Genomic DNA, 22509 nt, shown 5'->3' on the forward strand with positions numbered 1-22509 from the left:
TCGGTCGCCGGTTCAGTCGGCGGTCTCGCCGGCCAGGATGGCGGTGACACCGTCCAGGCCCTGCCGGGTGCCGACGACCACGACCACGTCGTTCGCCTGGAAGACGAAGGACGGGCCGGGAGACGCGATCACCTCACGGTCGCGCAGCACCGCGACGATGGAGGCGCTGGTGCGGGTGCGGGCGCGGGTGTCGCCGAGGCGGCGGCCCACGAACGGTGACCCGGCGGAGATCGCCAGCTGCTCGGTGAGCAGGCCGGCCGCCTGCTGGCGCAGACCGGCCAGCTGGCCGAGCATCAGTGACGCGCCCAGCACGTCGGCGAGCGCCTCCGCCTCGTCGTCGGTCAGCGGGATGGAGGCCAGGCACGAGTCGGGGTCGTCCACGTCGTAGAGGACGAGGTCGCGGCGGCCGTTGCGGTGCGAGACCACCCCGACGGTGCGACCGGACGCGGTGACCAGGTCATGGCGAACCCCGATGCCCGGCAGAGGAGTCTGTTCTACCCGTACACGCACGATCTCTACGCTAGCCGACCTGGTGATCCGGCCGGGGCGGGCGGGCCGCCACGAGCAGGATCAGTCCGGCGACGCACAGGGCGGTGCCCATGGCGTAGGCGAGCCGGTAACCGAACAGCTGGGCGACTCCCAGCAGCGGCCCGGCCAGCATGGCGCCGATCGGGAACGTGTTGGTGAACAGCGTGGTCGCGCGTCCGGGCTGGCGGGGCAGCATCTCCTGGACGTACGAGATGCCCAGCCCGGACACCGCGGCGATGAACAGCGCGTGGAGCAGCTGCCCCACCAGCAGCACCCAGACCGCCCCGGCCGCCGTGGCCAGGGCGTAGTAGGCCGCTCCGACGGCGGCGCCGCCGAGGATCAGCGACCGCAGCTTCAGGCGGGTGGAGAGCCAGCCGAGGCCGAGCATCAACGGGATCTCCAGGGCGGCGCACAGGCCGAGGATCAGGCCGGCGTCGCTGACGTCACCGCCGAGGTCGTTGCTGGTGTACAGCGAGAGCGCCTGGGCACCCAGCGTCAGCGGGCACTGCAGCAGCGTGAACCCGGCCGCGGCCAGCAGCAGCGTGGCCCGGGACGCGTCCGGCCCGGCCGGGACCGGCGCCGGGGTGGTGCCCTCGACCGGCGCGGCGCCGATCGCCGGCGGCTCCACGAGCCGGAAGGTGGCCACGGCGGCCGCCGCCAGATACATCAGCGCGGCGGCGCCGTAGACGTACCGGAAGCCGCCGGTCTGCAGCAGCACCGCGGCCAGCGGCGGGCCGCCCACCCAGGCCACCGAGAACACCGTGCGCAGCGAGCTGATCGCCATCGCCGCGCCGCCCGGATTGTCCCGCAGCAGCACCTGGCGGGCGAAGGCGAAGGTCTGTGGATAGAGCGCGCCGGCCACGGCCAGCCCGGTCACCGCCAGGCCGAGCAGGATCCAGTAGTCCCGGACGAACGCGGTGGCCAGGCAGCCGGCGAAGCCGGCGAGCGCGGCGCCGATCAGCAGCCGGCGGCGGATCGCCCGGCGGTCGGACAGCCGCGCGACCAGCGACGAGGCCACCACGCCGGACAGCGGCGCGGCGATCAGGAACACGGTCACCCGGACCGGTCCGGCGCCGACCTCGGTGCTGAGGAACAGCGCCAGGAACGGCAGCATCAGAGCGCTGGAGATGCCGACCGCGAGGAACATCAGGCCGAGCGGAAGCAGCGTGCGGCCGGTGCCTCTGCCGACCGTCCGCACCACCATGCCGGGCACGCTACGGCCGGGGTACGACCTTTTCTCGACCGGGTAAGGTTGAGTGGAATACGCTCAAGTCTGAGCTTCGAAACTCCGTGGAGTCTCGATCAGGGGAGCACATGAACGCCGAACGTTTGACCACCAAGAGCCGCGACGTCATCACCGGAGCCGTGGCCGATGCCGGCCGGCGCGGCCACGCCACGGTCGAGCCGTGGCATCTGCTGCTTTCGCTGCTGGACACCGGCGGGTCCACCGCCCCGGTGCTGTTGCGCGCGGTCGGCGCGAACCCGGCCGAGGTACGCCGGATCGCCGCCCGCGCGATCGAACAGTTGCCGTCCGCCCGGGGCGCCAGCATGGCCGAGCCCAGCCTGTCCCGGGAGTTCGTCAACGCCATCGGTGAGGCCGAGCTGATCGCCAAGCCGCTCGCCGACGAGTACGTCTCCACCGAACACCTGCTGGCCGGTCTGGCCCGGGTCGGCGGGGCGGTGGGCGCGGCGCTGCGGGGCGCCGGCGCCACCGAGGAGGCGCTGGTCGCCGCGTTCCCGCAGGTTCGTGGCGGGGACCGGCGGGTCACCACGACCGAGCCCGAGCAGACCTATCAGGCGCTGGAGAAGTACAGCGTCGACCTGACCGCACTGGCCCGCGACGGCAAGATCGACCCGGTGATCGGCCGGGACGCCGAGATCCGCCGCGTCGTCCAGGTGCTCTCCCGTCGTACCAAGAACAATCCGGTTTTGATCGGTGAGCCCGGCGTCGGCAAGACCGCGATCGTCGAGGGACTCGCGCAGCGCATCATCGCCGGTGACGTGCCCGAGACGCTGCGCGACAAGCGGCTCGTCTCCCTGGACCTGGGCGCCATGGTGGCCGGCGCGCAGTACCGCGGCCAGTTCGAGGAGCGGCTCAAGTCGGTCCTGGAGGAGATCCGCAACTCCAACGGTCAGGTCGTCACGTTCCTGGACGAACTGCACACCGTCGTCGGCGCCGGCAAGGGCGAGGGCTCGATGGACGCCGGCAACATGCTCAAGCCGATGCTGGCCCGCGGTGAGCTGCGCATGGTCGGCGCCACCACGCTGGACGAGTACCGCGAGCACATCGAGAAGGACCCGGCCCTGGAGCGCCGGTTCCAGCCGGTGGTGGTGGGCGAGCCGACGGTCGAGGACACCATCGGCATCCTGCGCGGGCTCAAGGGCCGGTACGAGGCGCATCACCGGGTGCAGATCACCGACGCCGCCCTGGTCGCCGCGGCGGCGCTCTCCGACCGCTACATCAGTGACCGGTTCCTGCCGGACAAGGCCATCGACCTGATCGACGAGGCCGCGTCCCGGCTGCGTATGGAGATCGACTCCCGGCCGGTCGAGCTGGACCAGTTGCAGCGCCAGGTGGACCGGATGCGGGTCGAACGACTGGCCCTGCAGAAGGAGACCGACCCGGCCTCGGTGGCCCGGCTGGAGCGGCTGGAACGTGACCTGGCCGACCGCGAGGAGGAGCTGACCGCGCTGAACGCCCGCTGGGAACGCGAGCGCGGCGGCCTGAACCGGGTCGGTGAGCTGAAGAAGAAGCTCGACGAGGTGCAGGCCGAGCTGGAACGCGCCCAGCGGGACGCGGAGTGGGAGAAGGCGTCCCGGCTGCAGTACCAGGAGATCCCGGCCCTGGAGCAGGAGATCGCCAGCGCCTCGGCGGCCGAGCAGGAGAATGCCGAACCGCCGATGGTCAAGGAGGAGGTCGGCGCGGACGACATCGCCGAGGTGATCGCCTCCTGGACCGGCATCCCGGCCGGCCGGATGCTCGAGGGCGAGACCGCCAAGCTGCTCCGGATGGAGGAGTCGCTTCAGGCCAAGGTGGTCGGCCAGGCCGAGGCGGTGGCCGCGGTCGCCGGTGCGGTCCGCCGCGCCCGGGCCGGTGTCGCCGACCCGGACCGCCCCACCGGCAGCTTCCTGTTCCTCGGCCCCACCGGCGTCGGCAAGACCGAGCTGGCCAAGGCGCTGGCCGGGTTCCTGTTCGACGACGAGCGGGCGATGGTCCGGATCGACATGACCGAGTACGGCGAGAAGCACTCCGTCGCCCGCCTGCTCGGCGCACCGCCCGGGTACGTCGGCTACGAGGAGGGCGGCCAGCTCACCGAGGCGGTCCGCCGCCGGCCGTACTCGGTGGTGCTGCTCGACGAGGTGGAGAAGGCCCACCCGGACGTCTTCGACGTGCTGCTGCAGGTCCTCGACGACGGACGGCTCACCGACGGCCAGGGCCGTACGGTCGACTTCCGCAACGCCATCCTGGTGCTCACGTCCAACCTGGGCTCGTCCGTCATCTCCGACTTCACGCTCGGCGACGAGGAACGCCGGGAGGAGGTCATGGCGGTGGTGCGGTCGCACTTCAAGCCGGAGTTCCTGAACCGGCTGGACGACATCGTGGTGTTCCACTCGCTCACCCCGCGCGACCTGGCCGCGATCGTGGACATCCAGCTCGGCCGGCTGCGGACCCGCCTGGCCGACCGGCGCCTGGTGCTGGACGTCTCCGACGCCGCCGTGCAGTGGCTGAGCGAGCACGGGTACGACCCGGTCTACGGCGCCCGGCCGCTGCGCCGGCTGGTCCAGTCGGCGATCGGGGACTCGCTGGCGAAGGCGCTGCTGGCCGGCGAGATCAGCGACGGCGACACGGTGGTGGTGGATCTCGGCGACACGAAGGACACGCTGACCGTCAGCCGCGCCTGAGACACGAAAAGAGGGCCCCGGTCTCCCGGGGCCCTCTCTCGTCTACTCCGTCGCCTCCCGCTGCCGGTAGGCGTGGGTCATGAGGATGTCGGTGAGGGCGTGTTCCCCCTCGTCCGACCAGATCCGGATGCCGTCGCGAACCAGTTGGTAGCGAACGTCGGTATACCGGGTCCGGGTGTCGTCATGGTGAACGACGGTCAGGGTGTCGGCGTGGGGCATGGGACTCACCGGTCCTTGTCAGGTCTGGGGCGGCCGCGGTGTGGTCACGCGGCCGGCGCAATCGGGAAGGTGCCCTGATCCGGTCTGCCTCGGCCCCGGCAGGTAGTGAGCGGGGGCGGCGACTCGGTCGGGCAGGGGGCGTCGCTGGAGGTCTCTGCTGCCAGCGGGGCGCCACGGGATGGAAGTCTATGGTGCCGGGTCCAGTCATGTCGCCCCCTGATCGGGCGACCCGTTTCGGGCGTTTTGCTCCGTCGTCGCCCGATGTTGCCACATAGGCGCCTTCTGCGTACTGAGGTCGCGCATCTCGCGCGCGCCCGATACCGTGATTCGATCAAGGAGGCATCGTGACTTTTCCGTCTAACCAGGCCGCGGCGGAATCACGCCCCCGGCCCACCACCGTTTCCGTCTCGTCGTATCTGCTCTGGGCGACCGCCGCGCTCTCCGCCCTCGGCGGCATCCTCGAGGTCAGCGTCATCGGTGACACCTCGGAGGTCTACCGGTCCGCGACCCAGGGCACCGACGCCGAGGGCACCGAGGCGATCGTCGTGGGTATCACGGTGGTCGGTGTGGTCATCGGCGTGGTGTTCGCCGCCGCTCTCGCCATTCTCGCCATCTTCAACAACCGGGGCCGCAACGCCGCCCGCATCACCACCTGGGTGCTCGGCGGGATCTCGATCTGCTGCACCGGCGTCGGGCTGGCCGGCAGCGCGGTGTCCGGCTCGATCAACATGGATACCGGCAACGGGCCGACCCAGCGGGAGATCGAGCAGCAGCTCTCCGACACCCTCCCGTCGTGGTACACGCCGGTCACCGTGGCGCTCGGCGTGATCACCATGCTCACCCTCCTCGGGGCGGTCATCCTGCTGGCGTTGCCGGCGTCGAACGCGTTCTTCCGCGCGCCGCAGCAGACCTGGGACCCCTCGATGGCGTACCCGTACCCCGGCCAGCCGCAGACCGGCCAGCCGCCGTACCCGCAGCCGGGCTACCCCGGACAGCCGGGTCACCCGGGGCAGCCCTACCCGGGGCAGCCGGGATACCCGCCGCATCCGGGGCAGCAGCCGGCGGATGCGCCCGGTGGTCAGCCGGCTCCGGACGGGCCTCCGTCCGCTCCGCCGGCTTCGGACGGGCCTCCCCCCGCTCCGCCGGCTTCCGACGGGCCCTCGTCGGCGCCGCCGCCGGCCGGTCCCGCTGATGGTGGTCCCTCCGGCAGCGGTCCCTCCGACACCGGACCGGCCGCGCCGCCGTCCGCTCCCGACGCGGACCGCAAGCCACCCTCGGATCCGGCCTAGCCGACTCCCCTCGCCGATCTCCGTGGGCCGCGTGCCGGCCCGCGGAGATCGGCACGAACGGCCCCGGGCACCGGGGAATCCGGAATCCGCCGCACCGTCCGGGTAGGTTCGGCGCAACCGAATAACGCGCGGGAGTCGCCCATGTCGTACCCAGCCCAGCCGCCACCCCCGGCACCCACCCCGGCGCCGCGGCGGCCGGTCACCGTCGAGCTGGCGGCCGGTCTGCTGGCGTTCATGGGGCTGGCCGGGCTGGTGTACGCCATCGTCACGATGGCCGTGGTGCCCGGCACGCTGGACCGGTTCCGGGATTCGGCGCGCGGTGCGGACGCGACGGACGTCGACGGGTACGTGACCGTCGTCTGGATGTTCGCCGCGCTGGCCGCGGTGCTCGCCGTGCTCCTGTTCGCGCTCTTCGCCGCGCTGGCGTTCACGCTGCGGCGCGGCAGCAACGCGGCCCGGATCGGCAGCTGGGTGGCCAGCGGGCTGGGTCTGGCCTTCGGCTGCGGCTCCACCGCGGCGGTGGCGGGCCAGCGCAGCGGCGACGGCGATCCCGCCGCGCTGGGCGTGCTGTTGTCCGAGTCGTACCCGGAGAACTGGATCAGCGTCAACCTGGGGCTCGCCATCGCGCAGATGGTGGGCTATCTGGTGATCGCGGGCCTGCTGATCGCCGCACCGGGGGCGTTCTTCGACAAGTCCCGCGCTGCCGCCGCACCCGGGGCGTCCGCCTTCAGTCGGCTGCCCACCCTGGGCGGGCAGCCCGCGCAGCCCTCCACCGGGGCGCCGCATGCCTACGCCGGGCCTCCACATGCCTACCCGCCACCGCACGCCGGGCCACCACATGCCTACCCGCCGCCGCACGCCGGGGCGCCGCATGCCTACGCCGGTCCGCCGCACGCTTACGCCCCGCCTACGGGCGGCCCCTACCCGCCGTACCCGGGCGCGGCCGGCGGTCACCCCCCGTACCCGCCCGGTCCCTTTCCGCCGGGTGCGGCCGGGCCGGCGGCGTGGCCGCAGACCGCCGGATCGCCGCCGGAAGCCGTCCCGGGATCACCGACAGCCACCGGAAACCGCCCGCCGGCGGGCCCGGACGACGAGTTCTGGGCCCGTCCGTCCAGCTGACCGGGTCGCCGGTCCGGCTTGTGATGCTCAAGACATCGATGGTCGTCCCTCCTCCGAACGGGTAACTTTCCGGGTAGAAAGACGCATCGTGGGGCACCGACCGGCCGGTTTGGTCCGGAACTTCTCGGTGCGTGTTTCCGACGTACGGGCAAAGGTGCTATGCGGCCCTGGGCACAGTTCGCGGAAGCGCTCTCACGGTGACCGCCCCTCCGGGGGCCCGCCGAAGCCCCTCGAGGGCGCTTTGAGCTGCGTCTATGTACCCTGCACCCGCCGAAACCGGACGCCGCACTGTAAATATTCTTTCTAGTCCGGTGAGGTAGAGCGATGGGTCAATAGTTCCTTTCCTTCCCGGCGGGGCGGAAGGTTCCGGTTTTCCTTCAGCCAGTACTCTCGATGTCATGGAAGACGACCGCGACCTGCGTAAATTCATCACTGAAAGAGGAGTTGCGCAGAGTTGTGACGTGCTTTCATCGGGTCGTGATGCAAGGGGGGTCGGGCACCACCACCGGGTGACGACGCAGCGTCCGGTTGGGGAAACGGGTTGGCAGGGCCGCACCGCCGACGGTACGGATCGAGAAATCGACAATGTGAAGCGTCTCACTCCCGGGGTGGGGATCGGGAGCTTGATGCGCTTCGGCAGCGACCAGACGGCGGCTGAGGCGTTGCAGGTGGCAGAGACCGAAGTCGGTGTCCGACGAATGGTCGAACGAGGTGGGAGCACTGCCGTGCGGGCTGCCGGTGAGTGGTCTCGTTCGACCGACAAGGCGATCGATGTCGGCCTTACGGCCTGAAAGTCAGCCGGTTCGTTCCTGCGTACATGCAGGAGAATCGATGCAGTAGGTGGAAGGATGGAGATCGTGGGAACTGCGTTGGCGGAAATGACAATGCCTCAGATCTCGCCGCTTGCCGGCGAGCCAATTGAACGTGCCGACGCCGAGCGTCTTGCGGGTGTGCTGAAGGCCCTCGCAGACCCGGCTCGGCTGCGGCTGCTCAGCCTTATCCAGTCCGCTACGGACGGCGAGGCGTGCGTCTGCGACCTCACCGCCCCGCTCGGGCTGTCCCAGCCGACGGTGAGCCACCACCTGCGGATCCTGACCGAGGCAGGGCTGCTCGAGCGGGAGAAGCGTGGGGTGTGGGCGTACTACCGGCTGGTGCCGACCGCGATCGCAACCATCGCGGATCTGCTCACCCCGCCTCGCAAGCGGGCCACCAAGAAGGCGCGCTGACCGTTCACGGATGCCTGGCGTCACCGCGACAGCCGTGACGCCAGGCCCGGAGACCTCCATCAGAGTCCACCCCATGAGGACCCGAGGAGACAACGGGTGAACTACGTCCCCGGCGACTTGCGCGACCAGCTCGCGCATGTGGGATACGACGTGGTCCAGGCCGGTCTGGTCTGCGGATCGGGCGGAAACCTTTCCGCCCGGATTCCGGGCGAGGACATCTGCTGGGTCACCGCTAGCGGTGCCTGGTTGGATCGGCTCAGTCGCACCACCTTTGCATCGGTACGGATCTCCGACGGCTCGCCCGCAGCCGTCGGAGCCGTCCCGACCACACACCTGGAACCGACCAGCGAGTTGGCCCTGCACCTGGCGCTGTACCGCGCCCGGGAAGACGTCAACGCGGTGGTCCATCTGCACCCGCAGACGGCGTTGCTGCTCGACGCCCTGGGGGAGCACGTCCGGATCGTCACCACGGATCACGCGTTCTACCTGCGTCGCGTGTCCACGGTGCCGTTCCGGTCGCCCGGCGGCACCGAACTGGCGGCTCTCACCGCCGCGATAGCCGCCGACGGCACGAACTGCCTGATCCTGAGCCATCACGGCTGCGTGGTGATGGCGGACACCGTCGAGCTGGCGCACAAGCGCGCCCGCAATCTGGACGAGGCGGCGGCGCTGACCTACCGTGCGCTCGCCGCCGGCCGACTGGACGGTCTTCGCGACTGCCCCGAGGGTTTCCTCGACCGCCTCCACTCGGCGGCCGGCCTCACGGTCTGACAGACCCGTTGCTCCAGGCGGGCGTGCAACCGGTGGGTCGTACCCTGGTGCGCACTAGCGGCTCCTCTGCGGGCCGGCCGGCGGTGACGAGGAGACGGACGCGAGTATGGGAAGCATCACCGAGTGGATCAGCGACTGGGTGTTCCGCCTCGTCGACGCGCTCGGCGCGATCGGTGTCGGGCTCCTGCTCTTCATCGAGACGGTCGTCCCGCCGATTCCGTCCGAGCTGATTCTTCCGCTGGCGGGATTCCGGTCCCGCGACGGCGAGCTCAACGTGCTCGCCGTCTGGACCTCCGCCACGCTGGGTGCCTTGGCCGGTGCCCTGGTCCTCTACTACCTCGGTGCCTGGCTGGGCTACGACCGCCTGCACGCCCTGGCCGGGAAGCGCTGGTTCATCCTCGCCACCCGCGCCGACGTGGAGCGCGGCTACGCGCTCTTCGACCGGCACGGCACCTGGTTGGTGCTGGTCGCCCGGTGCATCCCGATCATCCGGAGCCTGATCTCCCTGCCCGCCGGCGTGGCCCGGATGTCGGTGGTGAAGTTCCTGACGTTCACGGCGATCGGCAGCGGCATCTGGAACGCCGCCCTGATCGGCGCCGGCTGGCTGCTCGCCGACAACTGGGAGCGCGTCGAGGGATACCTCAGCCCGGTCAGCAAGATCGTCCTCGCCCTCGGAGTCGCGTTCGTCGCCTTCCTCGTCACCCGGCGCTTTCTCGCCCGCCGCCGGGCGCTGGCGGCCGGCGTCGATCCCGCGGTGGCGGACGTCGACGGCTCGCCCGCGCCCGACCTCGACGGCTTGGGCGACCCGAACGTCTACCCGACCGACGGCGGACGGCACTCGGCCCGCGGAGTGGCCCGGGTCCCCGGGCGTGACTGACCCGCCGGTCCGGGCTCAGCGGTAGTCGTCATCCAGCGGGACCTCGAGCGACTGCTCCTGGGCGTCCCACTCCGGGGCCTCGATGCTCGACGACGCGGAGCCGGACCGGGAGTTGTCGGCGGGATCCGCGTTGACGGCCTGCTCGGCGGCGTCGGCCTCGGGGGCCTCGGTGTCGAGATTCTGCGGCTCAGTCATCGTCGCTCCCTCTATGGTCGGGTTGACCCTCTTCACGGTACGGCCGCGGGGCCCCGAACGGTCCCTGATCCCCGCTGATCTGCTCCGGCAAACGGGCCGATTTCCGTAGCGGTCACCCGCTGCGGAATACTGCCTGCTGGAGGACAGCGCGGTCCTGCCCTCTGAAGGACGGAAGATCAAGGAGCCCTTTCGATGCCCATCGCTTCCCCTGAGGTCTACCGCGAGATGCTCGACCGCGCCAAGGCCGGCGCGTTCGCGTACCCCGCGATCAACGTGACCTCCTCGCAGACCCTGAATGCCGCCCTGCAGGGCTTCGCGGAGGCCGGTAGCGACGGCATCATCCAGATCTCCACCGGCGGCGCGGAGTACGTGTCCGGCCCCACGGTGAAGAACATGGTGACCGGTGCGGTCGCGCTCGCTGAGTTCGCCACCGAGGTGGCCAAGAACTACCCGATCACGGTCGCCCTGCACACCGACCACTGCCCGAAGAACAAGCTCGACGGCTTCGTCCGCCCGCTGCTGGCGGTCTCCGCCGAGCGCGTCGCGGCCGGCAAGGCGCCGCTGTTCCAGTCGCACATGTGGGACGGCTCGGCCGTACCGCTGGACGAGAACCTGCAGATCGCCGAGGAGCTGCTCGCCCAGGCCGCGGCCGCGCAGATCATCCTGGAGATCGAGGTCGGCGTCGTGGGCGGCGAGGAGGACGGCGTCGTCGGCGCGATCGACGATAAGCTGTACTCGACCGTCGAGGACGGCCTGGCCACCGCCGCGGCGCTCGGCACCGGCGAGAAGGGCCGCTACATGACGGCGCTGACCTTCGGCAACGTGCACGGCGTGTACAAGCCCGGCAACGTCAAGCTGCGCCCGGAGATCCTCAAGGACATCCAGGAGCAGGTCGGCGCGAAGGTCGGCAAGGAGAAGCCGTTCGACCTGGTCTTCCACGGCGGCTCCGGTTCGCTGCTGGAGGAGATCCGGTCGGCGCTCGACTACGGCGTGGTGAAGATGAACATCGACACCGACACGCAGTACGCGTTCACCCGGCCGGTCGTGGACCACATGCTGAAGAACTACGACGGCGTGCTGAAGATCGACGGCGAGGTTGGCAACAAGAAGGCGTACGACCCGCGGGCCTGGGGCAAGCTGGCCGAGAACGGGCTGGCGAAGCGCGTCGTCGAGGCGTGCGAGCACCTGCGCTCGACGGGCACCACACTCTCCAAGTAATCGACCGGGCGCGGCCGGTCCCCATCGAGGGGGCCGGCCGCGCTCGTGTTGCCGGGTCGCGCCGATGCGTGGGTACGATCGTCCGGTTCCGGACGAAGGTGGGTGATCGTGCTCGGCATCGAGGGTTATGACCCTGAATGGCATCACGACGCCGAGGCCCTCGCCGCCGTGCACCGCCTCCGGTTCGCCCGGCTGATCGGCCGGAAGCTGCGCTGCGGCTGGCTCATGTGGGACATGGCCGAACGCGGCTGGTTCGCCGACGGTCCGGTCATCCTCGACTTCGGCAAGCACCGGGTCGAGATCACCCACCGCAAGTTCGACGAGTGCGCGATCACCTGGAACACGGTCGACCTCAGCCTGCCCGTCGACTGGTACACCCACCTCGACTGGCGTCCGGACCCGCACTCGGCGCTGCGCAACGCCCGCGGCCGCCCGCTGCGCGCGGTGAACATCATCGAGCTGGTCACCACCGCCGAGTGGCGGCCCCGGATCCTGCACGCGGTCGAGTTCCTCTTCGAGGGGGCCCGGCTCGCGATCTACAACGCGATGGACGAGAACGGGCTGGCCGACGTACCCGAGGTCGACCTGCCGGTGCACAACTGGCGCCGGGTGCACGTGGCCTGAGGGTCAGGCTGTCCCCACCGCGAAGGCGCCGGGTAGCAGGATGTCCCGCGCGGCCGGCCGTTCCTAGCGTCGAACCATGCGAATCCCTCTGCTCCGGGTCGCGATCGCCGCGGCCGTCCTCCTCACCGCCGTCGCGGCGCCCGTCGCCGCGAACGGAGAGCGCACGTCCGCACGCGGCCGCCTGCTGACCGCCGAGCCGCTGCGCACCCTGCGCACCGCGGCGGACGTGTCGCGGGCGCTCACCGCCGCCGGCTTCGACGCCACCGCCACCCGGTACGGCGTCGACACCTACCGGCTCACCTACTCCACCGTGGACCCGGCCGGCCGGGCCGCCGTCGCGAGCGGCCTGCTCGCGGTGCCCCGGACGACGACCCGGGAACTACCCACCGTCTCGTACGCGCACGGCACCGAAATCCACCGCGCCGACGCGCCGTCGACGAGCCCGGACGGCTGGTCGCCCGCACCGGCGCTGACCTTCGGGTCCGCCGGGTTCGTCACGGTCGCGCCGGACTACCTGGGTCTGGGACTCGGGTCCGGTACGCACCCGTACCTGCACGTGCCGTCGGAGACCACGGCCGGCGTGGACCTGCTGCGCGCCGCCCGTGCCTACCTGCCGGCCACCGGGCACCGGATGACCGGCGACGTCTGGGTGACCGGGTTCTCGCAGGGCGCCACCGCGGCCATCGGGCTGGCCCGGGCGTTGCGGTCCGGCGCCGACCGGGACCTGCGGTTGCGAGCGCTGGCGCCGATCGCCGGCGCGTACGACCTGGCCGGCGTGGAACTGCCCGCCCTGCGGGACGGCGTCGTGCCGCCGCCGTGGAACGTCGGCTACCTCGCGTACCTCATGGTCGCCTGGGACCGGCTGCACAACCTGTCCGACGGTCCACTGTTCACCGCGGACTACGCAGGCCGGGCCGAGGCGTTGTTCGACAGCCTGCACACCGGCGCGGACCTGGCCGGCACGCTGCCGGACCGCATCGACGAGCTGTTCAGCCCGGCGGCCCGCGCGCTGCTGGACCGGCCCGCCGGACGGTTCGCGGCGGCGCTCCGGGCACACGACGGCACGTGCGCCGGGGAGTTGCCGGACGTACCCGTGCGCCTGATCTTCTCGGCCGGTGACGAGCAGGTGCCGGCGGCGAACACCGAGCACTGCGCCGCCGCCCTGCACGCGCCCGCCGTGGACGTCGGCGACCTGGCCCACGACGGGTCGACGCACCTCGGCAGCAACGTCCGCGGTGTCGCCTGGGCGGCCCGCTGGTTCGGCTCGCTAGCGCGGGCCTGACAGGGCCGCGACCGCCTCGTCCAGCGAATCGGTGACCAGCAGCAGCCCCGACTGGTCACCGTGCGGCGAGCGGGCCAGCAACGGCCGCAGCAGCGACTCCACCGGGAGCGCACGCCAGTGCGCCACGCCCAGGAACACGAACGCGCCGGACGGCCCGTCGGTCCGGTAGAACGTCTTGGTCGCCGCCTGGAACACCTCCTGCACCGTGCCGGCCCAGCCGGGAGCGAACACGATGCCACCGCGGGACAGGCGCAGGATCGAGTCCTCCCGGACCGCGTTCGAGAAGTACTTGCCGATCTGGCCGGCGAACAGGTTGGCCGGCTCGTGACCGTACAGCCAGGTGGGCAACGCCAGCCCGCCGTGGGTCAGCCGGGCGACCAGATCGTCCGCGGGCGCGGGATAGGCGTCCCGGACGTCCAGCGCCGCGGCGGTGTAGGGGTCGTGGTCCAGAAAGTCCGGCGCGACCGCCAGCCGGTCGATCGCCGCGGACAGTTCGCCGGCGGGCCGGCCGGCGAAGTAGGCGCCGAGATTCGCCGCCTCCATCACCCCGGGCCCGCCGCCGGTCACGATCAGCCGCCCGGCGCCGGCCAGTCGCCAGGCCAGGTCCGCCGCCATCCGGTACGCCGCCGAGCCCCGCGGTTCCGCATGCCCGCCCATGATCCCCACCGCACCCTCGGTGCCGTGCACGTCGACCCAGGCGGCCAGCGCCTTGCCCAGCGCGTTGTCGATGCCGGCGTCGTGCAGCCGCTGCGCGATCGCCTCCCGGATGTCCGGTCCGGCGCCGCCGTGCGCGCGGAAATGCTCGTACACCAGGGTGTCGTACATGCCGGCGAACCCGCGCTCGGCGAACCCGGACGACAGATCCTCCGGCGTGTACAACAGGGCCGGGTGCGTCGGGTACGGCAGGGCACCGAACGGCGGCACCAGATGCGCGCCGCGGCGGATCAGATCGATCTCGACCTCGGCGGACGCCAGCCGGCAGCCGACGAACAGCGCCCCCCGCACGTCCACCTCGGCGAAGTCCGGCGCATCGGCATCCAGGTCCAGGCCAAGCAGGACCAGGTCGGCGAGGGACCGCTTCGTCACGTGGGTGTCGAATTCGGCGCGCGACTCGATCTCGAACGCGGTCGCATCGAAGGGTGCGTCGCCGCCGAACACGGGCTGCAGAGGATCACCGGGCATGACCGTAGGGTAGTCAGCGTGCGAAACGCGTCGGGATCAGTGTTCGGGTTGGCGTACGGGGACGCGCTGGGCGCGCCGACCGAGTTCCAGGACTACGAGACGATCCTGGCCACGTACGGACCGGGCGGACCGCGCCGGCTCGACGGGAATCCGGCCCGGGTCACCGACGACACCCAGATGATGCTTTCCGTCGGCGAGGCGCTCCGGGAGGCGGACACGGTCACGCCCGAGGCGTTCGAGCCACCGCTTCGCCGGGCGTTCCTGGCCTGGGCGGTCAGCCCCGACAACAACCGGGCGCCGGGCGCCACCTGCCTGCGGGCCTGCGCCGACCTGGAGGACGGGCGGCCGTGGCAACAGGCGAGCCAGGTCCAGTCCAAGGGCTGCGGCGCGAACATGCGGGTCACGCCGGTCGGGCTGCTGCCCGGGCTGACCGACGAACAGCGCTCCGGCGCCGCGCAACTCCAGGCCGGACTCACCCACGGTCACGCCACCGGGCTGGCGGCGAGCGAACTGACCGCGTACGCGGTGCACTGGCTCGGCCGTGGCCTCGACCCGGCCGACCTGCTCGGCGCACTCCGCCGGCGCTGCATCGACCAGCGGTCCACCTACCACGAACGGTGGCTGGGCGACCTGTGGAAGGTGGCCGGCGCCGGGTCCCCGGCCGAGTTCATCGCGGTCGGATGGGACGAGTGCGGCGCCGCGCTGGACCGGGTGGCGGAGGCGCTGGCGCGCGGTGCGCATCACGGCGATCCGTGTCTGGCCACCGGCGCCGGCTGGATCGCCGAGGAGGCCCTGGCGACCGCGCTGTACTGCTATCTGATCTCCCCCGACGACCCGGTCGCGGTGCTCGGCCGCGGCGCGGCCACCTCCGGCGACTCCGACTCGATCGCCTGCCTGGCCGGGGCTTTCGCGGGGGCGGCGCACGGCCTGGCGGCCTGGCCGGAGACCTGGCAGACCCGCATCGAGTACGCCGACCGCATCGCTCGGCTCGGCGCGGCCTGGGACTAGGCTCGGGGGCATGCAGAACCTCCTTCCCCAGCCGCCGGCCACCCTGCTCCCGGCCGACGACGAGGCCGACCGGGCACTCGCCGAGGCCGCGCAGGCCGGCACCGACGAGGCGCACGCCAACGCCGCCGCCCGGTTCCCCGCCTACAGCGCCGTGTGGGCACCGCTCGCCACCCGTGCGCTCGACGCGAACCAGCCGGTCATGGCGTACGCGTACGCCCGCACCGGCTACCACCGCGGCCTGGACGCACTGCGCCGCAACGGCTGGAAGGGCCACGGCCCGATCCCGTGGTCGCACGCGCCCAACCGGGGCTTCCTGAGCTGCCTCTACACGCTGTCCCGGGCGGCCGACGCGATCGGCGAGGCGGACGAGGCGGCCCGGTGCGCGCAGTTCCTCTCCGACAGCGACCCGGCCGCCGCCGACGCGCTGAGAGGCTAGAGGCCCTCGGCCACCGCGGCGGCGATCTTCAGCCAGGCGTCCCGGGTGTTGTTGGACAACTGGCCGTAGCGGATCGGCTCACCCGAGTCGATCAGCTTCTCGTACGGCGCCAGCAACACCGCCCGGGTCCGCGCGGCGAAGTGCCGCTCGATCGCCGGCAGGTCGATGTCCTTGCGGGTCGGCGGCATCGACACCACGCTCACCGCCTGCCGGACCAGCCGCTGCCGGCCGCTCTGCTCCAGGTGGTCCAGCATCCGCGCGGCCGTCTCCGCCGAGTCGTTCCGGGCCGACATCGTGATCACCAACTGGTCGGTGGCATCCATCGCCGCCTGCCAGTTCTGCGCGCGCACGTTGTTGCCGGTGTCCACGAAGATCAGCTTGTAGAACCGGCTGACGATCTCCCGGATCTCCGCGAACGCGCTCGCCGTCAGCATCTCGCCGGCCGTGGCGGACTCGTCCGACGCCAGCACGTCGAACATGCCCTCACCCTGGGCGCGCACATACTGCGACAGGTCGCCGACCCGCCCGTGCGAGCCACGGAACAGATGCAGGTCGCGCATCATGTCGCGCACCGTACGGGCGTGGAAGTCCTGCTGCGCCCGCATGCCCAGAGTGCCCTGGGTCTCGTTGTTGTCCCAGGCCAGCACGTACCCGCCGCGCTTCTGCCCGAACGTCATGGCGAGCAGCAGCACCGCCACCGTCTTGCCGGCGCCGCCCTTCGGGTTGACCACGGTGACCTGGCGCAGCCCACCGAAGTTCCGGCGGACCATCTCGACGTCCTGTTTGTACTCCTGCTCCCGCTTACCCGGCGCCAGCCGGACCAGGCCCATGGTGCCCTTGGTGAGCAGGGCGCGCGGGCCCATGGTCGCCACCGGCTCGGCCGGCTTCGCCAGCCGGCGCCGGGCGAACTCCTCCGCGGTCGGCGTGCCGTCGGAGACCCAGGGCACCTGCTGGTACGGGTCCACCGGGGCGGGCTGGCCGGGGTCGGGCTGGTGCAGCTGCGGGTGTGGCGGGACGGCCCTCGGGTCGACGGTTGGGGGGTAGGGACCGGGCGGGGCCTGGGGCGCGGCCGGATCGTGTGGTCCGGGTGCGCCGTGCGGTCCGTGCGGCGTGTGGGTTCCGGGTCCGCCGTGTGGTCCCTGCGGCGTGTGGGGTCCGGGCGCGCCGTGCGGTCCCTGCGGCGTGTGGGTTCCGGGTGCGCCGTGTGGTCCGGGTGCGCCGTGTGGTCCGGGTCCGGCTGCGCCGTGGGAGCCGGGGGTCGCTCGGGGTTGGGATGCATCCTGCGGGCCGGCTGTGGGGCCTGGCGCGGGATGGGGCGGCGTGGCCTGTGGTCCCGGCGTGGGTGGGAACGGTCCGCGGGGTGTGTCGGGGGTCACCGGTCCGGGCCGGTAGACCGCTGCTGACTGCGGCGCGGCGCCGTTGGATGACGGCGTCGAGTCGGCCTGCGGGTAGTACACCGGCGGCCCGGATGGGTCCGGCGCCGCGTCCTGCGACGGCGTGACCCTGCCCGGGTCACCCAGTGGCCGGATGTCCACACCCGCCGGTCCGAACCCGCCCGGGGAACCGGTGTCCGGGGACCTTCCCGTCTGGCTCGGACGGGTCTGGCTCGGGTGGGGGTGGGCGGCCTGGGCCTGGGCGGCCTGGGCCTGGGCGGCGGCTTCGGGCTGGCGTGAGCGCGCCGGGGGCGGTGAGGACTGGCTTGGCGAGGCTTGGCTTCGCGAGGGCTGGCCGGGCCCCGGCTGGCCGGGCGAGTGCTGGCCGGCGGGTCCGGGTGCCGGCTGGCCGGGCGAGTGCTGGCCGGGCGAGTGCTGGCCGGCGGGTCCGGGCGAGGGCTGGCCGGGCGAGTGCTGGCTGGTGGGTGACGCGCCCGTGGCGGACCGGCCGGTGGGCGACGGACCGGTGACCGGCGTGCCGTGGAGCGATGTTTCCGCGGGGCGCCGCCCGGCGGGAAACGCAGCCGCGGCGGACTGGCCGGCCGCCGAGGTGTTCCGCTGGGACGGGGCGGTGGGGCGCTGCGGTGGTTGGGCCCAGGGCGAATCCGGCACACCGGAAGCCGGCCCGGCCGCCGGACCCTCGGACGTCGATCCGAGCGATCCATTTCGGACCGCGTTCCCGCCGAAGTCACCGGTGACGACCGGTCGACCGGGACCAGCTGACCCACCGCTCGCGGCCGGCCCGGGCGGAGCGGAAGATCCACCGCTCGCGGCCGGCCCGGGCGGAGCGGAAGATCCACCGCTCGCGGCCGGCCCGGGCGGAGCGGAAGATCCACCGCTCGCGGCCGGCCCGCTCGGAGCGGGAGGTCCGCCAGCCGCAGCCGATCCACCCAGGGCTGGCGGCCCGCCTGCCGCCGCCGAACTACTCGAGGCGGGAGGCCCACCGACCGCGGGCGGTCCACCCGGGTCGGGCGGTCCACCGGCCGCGGTCGGTCCGTCAGGGATCGGACGCACGCCGAGGGGCGGGGGTGCGGGGGTCGCAGGTGCGCCGGGAATCGGAGACGTGCCGGGGGTCGCAGATGCGCCGGGAATCGGAGACGTGCCGGGGGTCGGAGAAGCGCCGGGATTCGGGAAAGCGCCGGGAATCGCCGGATCCGCTGGGGGCGCCGACCGCGGTCCGATGTTGGGCCAGGCCTGCGTCGGCGGATCACCGGCCGCCGGGACCGGACCGCGCGGCGCGGGTGTCCGGGGCGCCGGTACCGGTGGCGGCGCGGGTGGCGGCAGTACGGTCCGGTCGGCCGGCCGGTAGACGTCCGGTGGCCGGGGCAGGGGTAGTGCGGGCGGGGCATCGTGCGGTACGGGACGGCCGCCGTGCACCGGAGCCTCCAGCTCCTCCGGCGGCCAGAACGGTTCCACGTCTCGGGCGGGTGGCGTGGGATTCGTGCCCGGGACGTAGACGCGGTCGGCGTTCTCGTCCTCCACGGATGCTTCCTCCCCGTAGGCCGATCGGACCTGAGTGCTGGTTCAGCCTCGCACAAACGGTCAGCCCGCGTACACCGCCCAGGCGCCGGGCTCGGTCCACCAGGAACGCTTGCGGTTCAGCGTGCCGGGGACGCCGTCGTCCAGGAAGGGCAGTTCGCCGTCGCGGGGCAGCACGGACGCGGCCCGGCCGCGGGCGCGGCGCACCTCTACCCGTACCCGTGCCTTGCGGAAGGGTGTGCGGGTGACCACCGGGACCGCCACCGCCACCTCGACCCGGCCGTCCGCCGGATTGCCCTCGGTCAGCAGCGGCAGGCCGTCGAAGGTGGCGTAGCCGCCGGCGTTGCCGATCGCGCAGGCCAGGATGGGGTCGGTGCCGTCGGACAGCACCGCATCGTCCACTTCGATCCGGCCGCGCCACGGCACCGCCCGGCCGCTGTCGTCGGCGCCGCCGATCAGCGCGCCGTCCAGGGTGACCGATCCGCCGTCGTTGCGCAGCAGGTCGAGTCGCCGCACCGAGCCGCCGAGCACGGCCGCCGCCACCTCGGCCGGGGACCGTGGCAGTCCGAGCTGTCCGGCCAGGTCGGTGGTCGCCCCGGGATCGAGCGGCAGGACGGCCAGCGCCGGCAGGTCCGGCACGGTGCGGTCGGCGGCCAGGTCGGCGGGCCGTTTGCTGGGCGGCGGAGCGTACCGCCGGACCAGCCGGCGCACCACGGCGCGCAACTGGCCGTCGGTGGCCGCGGCGACGACCAGCCGCAGCTTGCTGTCGGCGTCGGGCCAGGTCAATCCATCGGTACGCGGGTCCGCGTCGAACCGCGCGATCACGGCGTCGATCTCCGCGTCCGAGCCGGCGACCACCGTCTCCACCCGGGCGCCCGCGTCGCGCAGCGCATCGGCGCAGGCCAGCACCGGGGTGCGGGGCGTGCAGGCGGTCTCGCAGCCGCCACAGGCGGAACCGCAACCGCCGCCTTCGGCGAGGCTCAGGAGTACGACGTCGTACACGTGATCAGCTTTCGCTCAGCACCGAGTGGCGCTCGATGACCTCGGCCCGGCCGGGACCCACGCCGACCACCGAGATCCGGGCGCCGATCCGGGCCTCGACGAACTCCACGAACCGTTGCGCGTCTTTCGGCAGGTCCTCGAAGCTGCGGCAGCCGGAGATGTCCGTCTTCCATCCGGGCAGCGTCTCGAAGATCGGCGTGGCGTGGTGGAAGTCGGACTGGCTGATCGGCATCTCGTCGTGCCGGACGCCGTTGACCTCGTACGCCACGCAGACCGGGATCTCGTCCAGGCCGTCGTAATTGTCCAGTTTGGTGAGGACGAAGTCGGTCACCCCGTTGATCCGTTGCGCGTACCGGGCCATCACCAGGTCGAGCCAGCCGATCCGGCGCGGGCGGCCGGTGGTGGTGCCGTACTCATGGCCGACGTCGCGCAGGTAGTCGCCGAACTTGTCGTGCAGTTCGGTGGGGAACGGGCCCTCGCCGACCCGGCTGGTGAACGCCTTCAGCACCGCCACCACCCGGTCGATCCGGGTGGGCGGGATGCCGGCACCGGTGCAGGCGCCCCCGGCGGTCGCGTTCGAGCTGGTCACGAACGGATAGGTGCCGTGGTCGACGTCGAGCAGCGTGGCCTGGCCGGCCTCGCAGAGCACCACCTTGCCGGCATCGAGTGCCTGGGCCAGCTCCAGCGCGGTGTCGGCGACCATCGGCCGCAGCCGTTCGACGTAGGACAGCAGCTCCGTGATCACGTCGTCCGGCTTGATCGCGCTGCGGTTGTAGATCTTCGACAGCACCTGGTTCTTGAACGAGAGCGCGGCCTCGACCTTCTGCCGCAGGATGGACTCGTCGAACAGGTCCTGGATGCGGACGCCGACCCGGTTCATCTTGTCCGCGTAGGTGGGACCGATGCCGCGACCGGTGGTGCCGATCCGCCGCGCGCCCAGGTAGCGCTCGCTGACCTTGTCGAGCGAGCGGTTGTACGACGCGATGACGTGCGCGTTCGCGCTGATCCGCAGCCGCGAGGTGTCGATGCCCCGGGCCTGCAACCCGTCGATCTCCTGGAACAGCACGGCCAGGTCGACGACCACGCCGTTGCCGATCACCGGCGTGACGCCGGGGGTCAGGATGCCGCTGGGCAGCAGGTGCAGTGCGTACTTCTCGCCCTCGATCACGACGGTGTGACCGGCGTTGTTACCGCCGTTGAACTTGACCACGTAGTCAATGCGGTCGCCCAGCAGGTCGGTGGCCTTGCCCTTGCCTTCGTCGCCCCACTGGGCGCCGACCAACACGATCACTGGCACTTCTCTTGACGCCTTCCGTCGATCGCAGTCGTACACGGAGAGGCCCGGGTACTGCCGAAGTTTACTGGACGACACACTGTGCGACGTGGGGGAACGGAGCGTCGGTAGGATCGGCGACCGTGCGCGTACTTCTGATCGGGTCCGGCGGGCGCGAGCACGCCCTCGCCGTCGGCCTCGCCGCTGACCCCTCCGTCGACCATCTCGTCGCCGCTCCCGGCAATCCGGGCATCGCCGGAGTCGCGGAGTTGCGTGCGGTCACCGCCACCGATCCGGCCGCGGTCGCCGCGCTCGCCGTCGAGGTGGCCGCCGACCTGGTGATCGTGGGCCCGGAGGCGCCGCTGGTCGCGGGCGTGGCCGACGCGGTGCGCGCGAAGGGCATTGCCTGTTTCGGCCCGTCCGCCGCGGCGGCCCGGCTGGAGGGCTCCAAGGAGTTCGCCAAGGACGTGATGGCGGCGGCCGGCGTGCCCACCGCCGGTTACTACGCATGCTCGAGTCCGGACGAGGTGCAGCGCGCGCTGGACGAGTTCGGTCCGCCCTATGTGGTCAAGAACGACGGGCTCGCCGCCGGCAAGGGCGTGGTCGTGACGTCGTCGCCGGAGGAGGCGCTGGCGCACGCCCGGGAGTGCGGCCGGGTGGTGGTCGAGCAGTACCTGTCCGGTCCCGAGGTGTCGCTCTTCGTGGTCACCGACGGCACCGCGGCGATGCCGCTGATGCCGGCCCAGGACTTCAAGCGGGTACGCGACGCCGACGAGGGCCCGAACACCGGCGGCATGGGTGCCTACGCCCCGCTGCCCTGGGCTCCGGCCGACCTGGTCGAGCGGGTGATGACCGAGACGGTGGAGCCGACGCTGGCCGAGATGCGCGGGCGGGGTACGCCGTTCGCCGGCCTGCTGTACGTCGGTCTGGCCCTCACGCCGGCCGGCCCGAAGGTGATCGAGTTCAACGCCCGGTTCGGTGACCCGGAGACCCAGGTGGTGCTCGCCCTGCTGGCCACGCCGCTGGGCGGGCTGCTGCACGCCGCGGCGACCGGCACGCTGGGGTCGCACCCGCCGCTGGAATGGCACCCGGGCGCGGCGGTCACGGTCGTGGTGGCGGCGCACCGGTACCCGGGCACCCCGCGCACCGGTGACGTCATCACCGGAGCCGAGCGCCCCGGTGTGATCCACGCCGGGACCGCCCGGAACGCCGAGGGTGCGCTGGTGTCGGCGGGCGGGCGGGTGCTGGCCGCCACCGCCACCGGTGCCGACCTGGCCGCCGCCCGCGCAGCGGCGTACGCCCTGGTGGACGGCATCAGCCTGGCCGGCTCGCACCACCGCACGGACATCGCGCTCCGCGCGGTCGAGGGCACGATCACGGCCTGACCGGCGCGAGGTCCGTCAATCTTGGAGTCGTGGTGCCGGATCTGCCGGTGAGATGCGGCT

The 22509-nt window shown here is 72.3% G+C and carries 21 protein-coding genes; 13 read left to right on the top strand and 8 right to left on the bottom strand.

Annotated elements, in window-relative coordinates:
• Positions 1-12: 12 nt before the first annotated feature.
• Both LDL48_RS08215 and LDL48_RS08220 read right to left on the bottom strand, forming a co-directional pair.
• Positions 13-510 (bottom strand): cation:proton antiporter regulatory subunit, encoded by a 498-nt coding sequence (locus LDL48_RS08215; RefSeq protein WP_225254412.1) that lies wholly within the window; start codon positions 508-510, stop codon positions 13-15.
• A gap of 10 nt (positions 511-520) precedes the next feature.
• Positions 521-1732 carry an MFS transporter gene (locus LDL48_RS08220; protein ID WP_225254413.1) on the bottom strand — a complete coding sequence of 404 codons (1212 nt, stop codon included), beginning with the start codon at positions 1730-1732 and terminating at the stop codon, positions 521-523.
• A 110-nt stretch (positions 1733-1842) separates the two neighbouring features.
• Between LDL48_RS08220 and clpB the strand changes: the two genes are divergently transcribed.
• Positions 1843-4431, top strand: coding sequence for an ATP-dependent chaperone ClpB (gene clpB / locus LDL48_RS08225; RefSeq protein WP_225254414.1), 2589 nt, complete (start codon positions 1843-1845; stop codon positions 4429-4431).
• Between the two features lie 42 nt (positions 4432-4473).
• On the opposite strand, the gene LDL48_RS08230 is transcribed toward clpB, so the two are convergent.
• Positions 4474-4650 carry a hypothetical protein gene (locus LDL48_RS08230; RefSeq protein ID WP_225254415.1) on the bottom strand — a complete coding sequence of 59 codons (177 nt, stop codon included), beginning with the start codon at positions 4648-4650 and terminating at the stop codon, positions 4474-4476.
• Between the two features lie 344 nt (positions 4651-4994).
• On the opposite strand from LDL48_RS08230, the gene LDL48_RS08235 reads away from it, so the two are divergent.
• The 6 genes from LDL48_RS08235 to LDL48_RS08260 all read left to right on the top strand — a co-directional run bounded on the left by LDL48_RS08235 (position 4995) and on the right by LDL48_RS08260 (position 9932).
• Positions 4995-5939 (top strand): hypothetical protein, encoded by a 945-nt coding sequence (locus LDL48_RS08235; protein ID WP_225254416.1) that lies wholly within the window; start codon positions 4995-4997, stop codon positions 5937-5939.
• Between the two features lie 141 nt (positions 5940-6080).
• Entirely contained in the window at positions 6081-7058 is a 978-nt protein-coding gene (locus LDL48_RS08240) for a hypothetical protein (RefSeq protein ID WP_225254418.1), read from the top strand.
• A 398-nt stretch (positions 7059-7456) separates the two neighbouring features.
• Positions 7457-7849 carry a hypothetical protein gene (locus LDL48_RS08245; RefSeq protein WP_225254419.1) on the top strand — a complete coding sequence of 131 codons (393 nt, stop codon included), beginning with the start codon at positions 7457-7459 and terminating at the stop codon, positions 7847-7849.
• Between the two features lie 57 nt (positions 7850-7906).
• Complete coding sequence (locus LDL48_RS08250) at positions 7907-8284, top strand: ArsR/SmtB family transcription factor (RefSeq protein ID WP_014440216.1); 378 nt, start codon at positions 7907-7909, stop codon at positions 8282-8284.
• A 96-nt stretch (positions 8285-8380) separates the two neighbouring features.
• On the top strand, positions 8381-9055 hold the full coding sequence (locus LDL48_RS08255; protein ID WP_225254420.1) for a class II aldolase/adducin family protein: 675 nt from the start codon (positions 8381-8383) through the stop codon (positions 9053-9055).
• 106 nt (positions 9056-9161) lie between these two features.
• Positions 9162-9932 (top strand): DedA family protein, encoded by a 771-nt coding sequence (locus LDL48_RS08260; RefSeq protein WP_225254421.1) that lies wholly within the window; start codon positions 9162-9164, stop codon positions 9930-9932.
• 15 nt (positions 9933-9947) lie between these two features.
• Here LDL48_RS08260 and LDL48_RS08265 read toward each other — a convergent pair whose 3' ends face one another.
• A complete protein-coding gene (locus tag LDL48_RS08265) occupies positions 9948-10127 on the bottom strand; it encodes an Rv3202a family protein (RefSeq protein ID WP_225254422.1) in 180 nt (59 codons plus the stop codon).
• A gap of 192 nt (positions 10128-10319) precedes the next feature.
• On the opposite strand from LDL48_RS08265, the gene fbaA reads away from it, so the two are divergent.
• The 3 genes from fbaA to LDL48_RS08280 all read left to right on the top strand — a co-directional run bounded on the left by fbaA (position 10320) and on the right by LDL48_RS08280 (position 13251).
• Positions 10320-11345 carry a class II fructose-bisphosphate aldolase gene (fbaA, locus tag LDL48_RS08270; protein WP_225254423.1) on the top strand — a complete coding sequence of 342 codons (1026 nt, stop codon included), beginning with the start codon at positions 10320-10322 and terminating at the stop codon, positions 11343-11345.
• A gap of 108 nt (positions 11346-11453) precedes the next feature.
• The gene (locus tag LDL48_RS08275) at positions 11454-11969 is read left to right on the top strand and encodes a hypothetical protein (RefSeq protein ID WP_225254424.1); all 516 of its coding nucleotides are present in this window, start codon (positions 11454-11456) and stop codon (positions 11967-11969) included.
• Positions 11970-12045: 76 nt separating this feature from the next.
• Positions 12046-13251: an alpha/beta hydrolase family protein gene (locus LDL48_RS08280; RefSeq protein WP_225254425.1), complete on the top strand. Its 1206-nt coding sequence runs from the start codon at positions 12046-12048 to the stop codon at positions 13249-13251.
• On the opposite strand, the gene LDL48_RS08285 is transcribed toward LDL48_RS08280, so the two are convergent.
• Complete coding sequence (locus tag LDL48_RS08285) at positions 13237-14433, bottom strand: LOG family protein (RefSeq protein WP_225254426.1); 1197 nt, start codon at positions 14431-14433, stop codon at positions 13237-13239. The genes LDL48_RS08280 and LDL48_RS08285 overlap by 15 nt on opposite strands.
• Positions 14434-14451: 18 nt before the next feature.
• On the opposite strand from LDL48_RS08285, the gene LDL48_RS08290 reads away from it, so the two are divergent.
• On the top strand, positions 14452-15441 hold the full coding sequence (locus tag LDL48_RS08290; RefSeq protein ID WP_225254427.1) for an ADP-ribosylglycohydrolase family protein: 990 nt from the start codon (positions 14452-14454) through the stop codon (positions 15439-15441).
• A gap of 10 nt (positions 15442-15451) precedes the next feature.
• Positions 15452-15877, top strand: coding sequence for a DUF3151 domain-containing protein (locus LDL48_RS08295; protein WP_225254428.1), 426 nt, complete (start codon positions 15452-15454; stop codon positions 15875-15877).
• Here the strand turns inward: LDL48_RS08295 and LDL48_RS45370 are convergent.
• The 3 genes from LDL48_RS45370 to LDL48_RS08310 all read right to left on the bottom strand — a co-directional run bounded on the left by LDL48_RS45370 (position 15874) and on the right by LDL48_RS08310 (position 21088).
• Positions 15874-17922: a MinD/ParA family ATP-binding protein gene (locus tag LDL48_RS45370; protein WP_225254429.1), complete on the bottom strand. Its 2049-nt coding sequence runs from the start codon at positions 17920-17922 to the stop codon at positions 15874-15876. The genes LDL48_RS08295 and LDL48_RS45370 overlap by 4 nt on opposite strands.
• A gap of 930 nt (positions 17923-18852) precedes the next feature.
• Positions 18853-19791, bottom strand: coding sequence for a diacylglycerol kinase family protein (locus tag LDL48_RS08305; protein ID WP_372472067.1), 939 nt, complete (start codon positions 19789-19791; stop codon positions 18853-18855).
• 4 nt (positions 19792-19795) lie between these two features.
• Positions 19796-21088 carry an adenylosuccinate synthase gene (locus LDL48_RS08310; protein WP_225254430.1) on the bottom strand — a complete coding sequence of 431 codons (1293 nt, stop codon included), beginning with the start codon at positions 21086-21088 and terminating at the stop codon, positions 19796-19798.
• 119 nt (positions 21089-21207) lie between these two features.
• Here LDL48_RS08310 and purD point away from each other — a divergent pair, with 119 nt between their 5' ends.
• Entirely contained in the window at positions 21208-22449 is a 1242-nt protein-coding gene (purD, locus tag LDL48_RS08315; protein ID WP_225254431.1) for a phosphoribosylamine--glycine ligase, read from the top strand.
• Positions 22450-22509: the final 60 nt, after the last annotated feature.

It is taken from the genome of Jidongwangia harbinensis (genome assembly GCF_020216025.1).
Taxonomy (GTDB): Bacteria; Actinomycetota; Actinomycetes; order Mycobacteriales; family Micromonosporaceae; genus Actinoplanes; species Actinoplanes harbinensis.

What these genes read in the sequence shown, in the direction of transcription:
- LDL48_RS08280 (WP_225254425.1), top strand. Translation starts at nt 12,046, where the DNA reads ATGCGAATCCCTCTGCTCCGGGTCGCGATCGCCGCGGCCGTCCTCCTC.
- LDL48_RS08245 (WP_225254419.1), top strand. Translation starts at nt 7,457, where the DNA reads ATGGAAGACGACCGCGACCTGCGTAAATTCATCACTGAAAGAGGAGTT.
- LDL48_RS08220 (WP_225254413.1), bottom strand. Translation starts at nt 1,732, where the DNA reads ATGGTGGTGCGGACGGTCGGCAGAGGCACCGGCCGCACGCTGCTTCCG.
- clpB (WP_225254414.1), top strand. Translation starts at nt 1,843, where the DNA reads ATGAACGCCGAACGTTTGACCACCAAGAGCCGCGACGTCATCACCGGA.
- LDL48_RS08250 (WP_014440216.1), top strand. Translation starts at nt 7,907, where the DNA reads ATGGAGATCGTGGGAACTGCGTTGGCGGAAATGACAATGCCTCAGATC.
- LDL48_RS08265 (WP_225254422.1), bottom strand. Translation starts at nt 10,127, where the DNA reads ATGACTGAGCCGCAGAATCTCGACACCGAGGCCCCCGAGGCCGACGCC.
- fbaA (WP_225254423.1), top strand. Translation starts at nt 10,320, where the DNA reads ATGCCCATCGCTTCCCCTGAGGTCTACCGCGAGATGCTCGACCGCGCC.
- LDL48_RS08295 (WP_225254428.1), top strand. Translation starts at nt 15,452, where the DNA reads ATGCAGAACCTCCTTCCCCAGCCGCCGGCCACCCTGCTCCCGGCCGAC.
- LDL48_RS08285 (WP_225254426.1), bottom strand. Translation starts at nt 14,433, where the DNA reads ATGCCCGGTGATCCTCTGCAGCCCGTGTTCGGCGGCGACGCACCCTTC.
- LDL48_RS08260 (WP_225254421.1), top strand. Translation starts at nt 9,162, where the DNA reads ATGGGAAGCATCACCGAGTGGATCAGCGACTGGGTGTTCCGCCTCGTC.
- LDL48_RS08230 (WP_225254415.1), bottom strand. Translation starts at nt 4,650, where the DNA reads ATGCCCCACGCCGACACCCTGACCGTCGTTCACCATGACGACACCCGG.
- LDL48_RS08240 (WP_225254418.1), top strand. Translation starts at nt 6,081, where the DNA reads ATGTCGTACCCAGCCCAGCCGCCACCCCCGGCACCCACCCCGGCGCCG.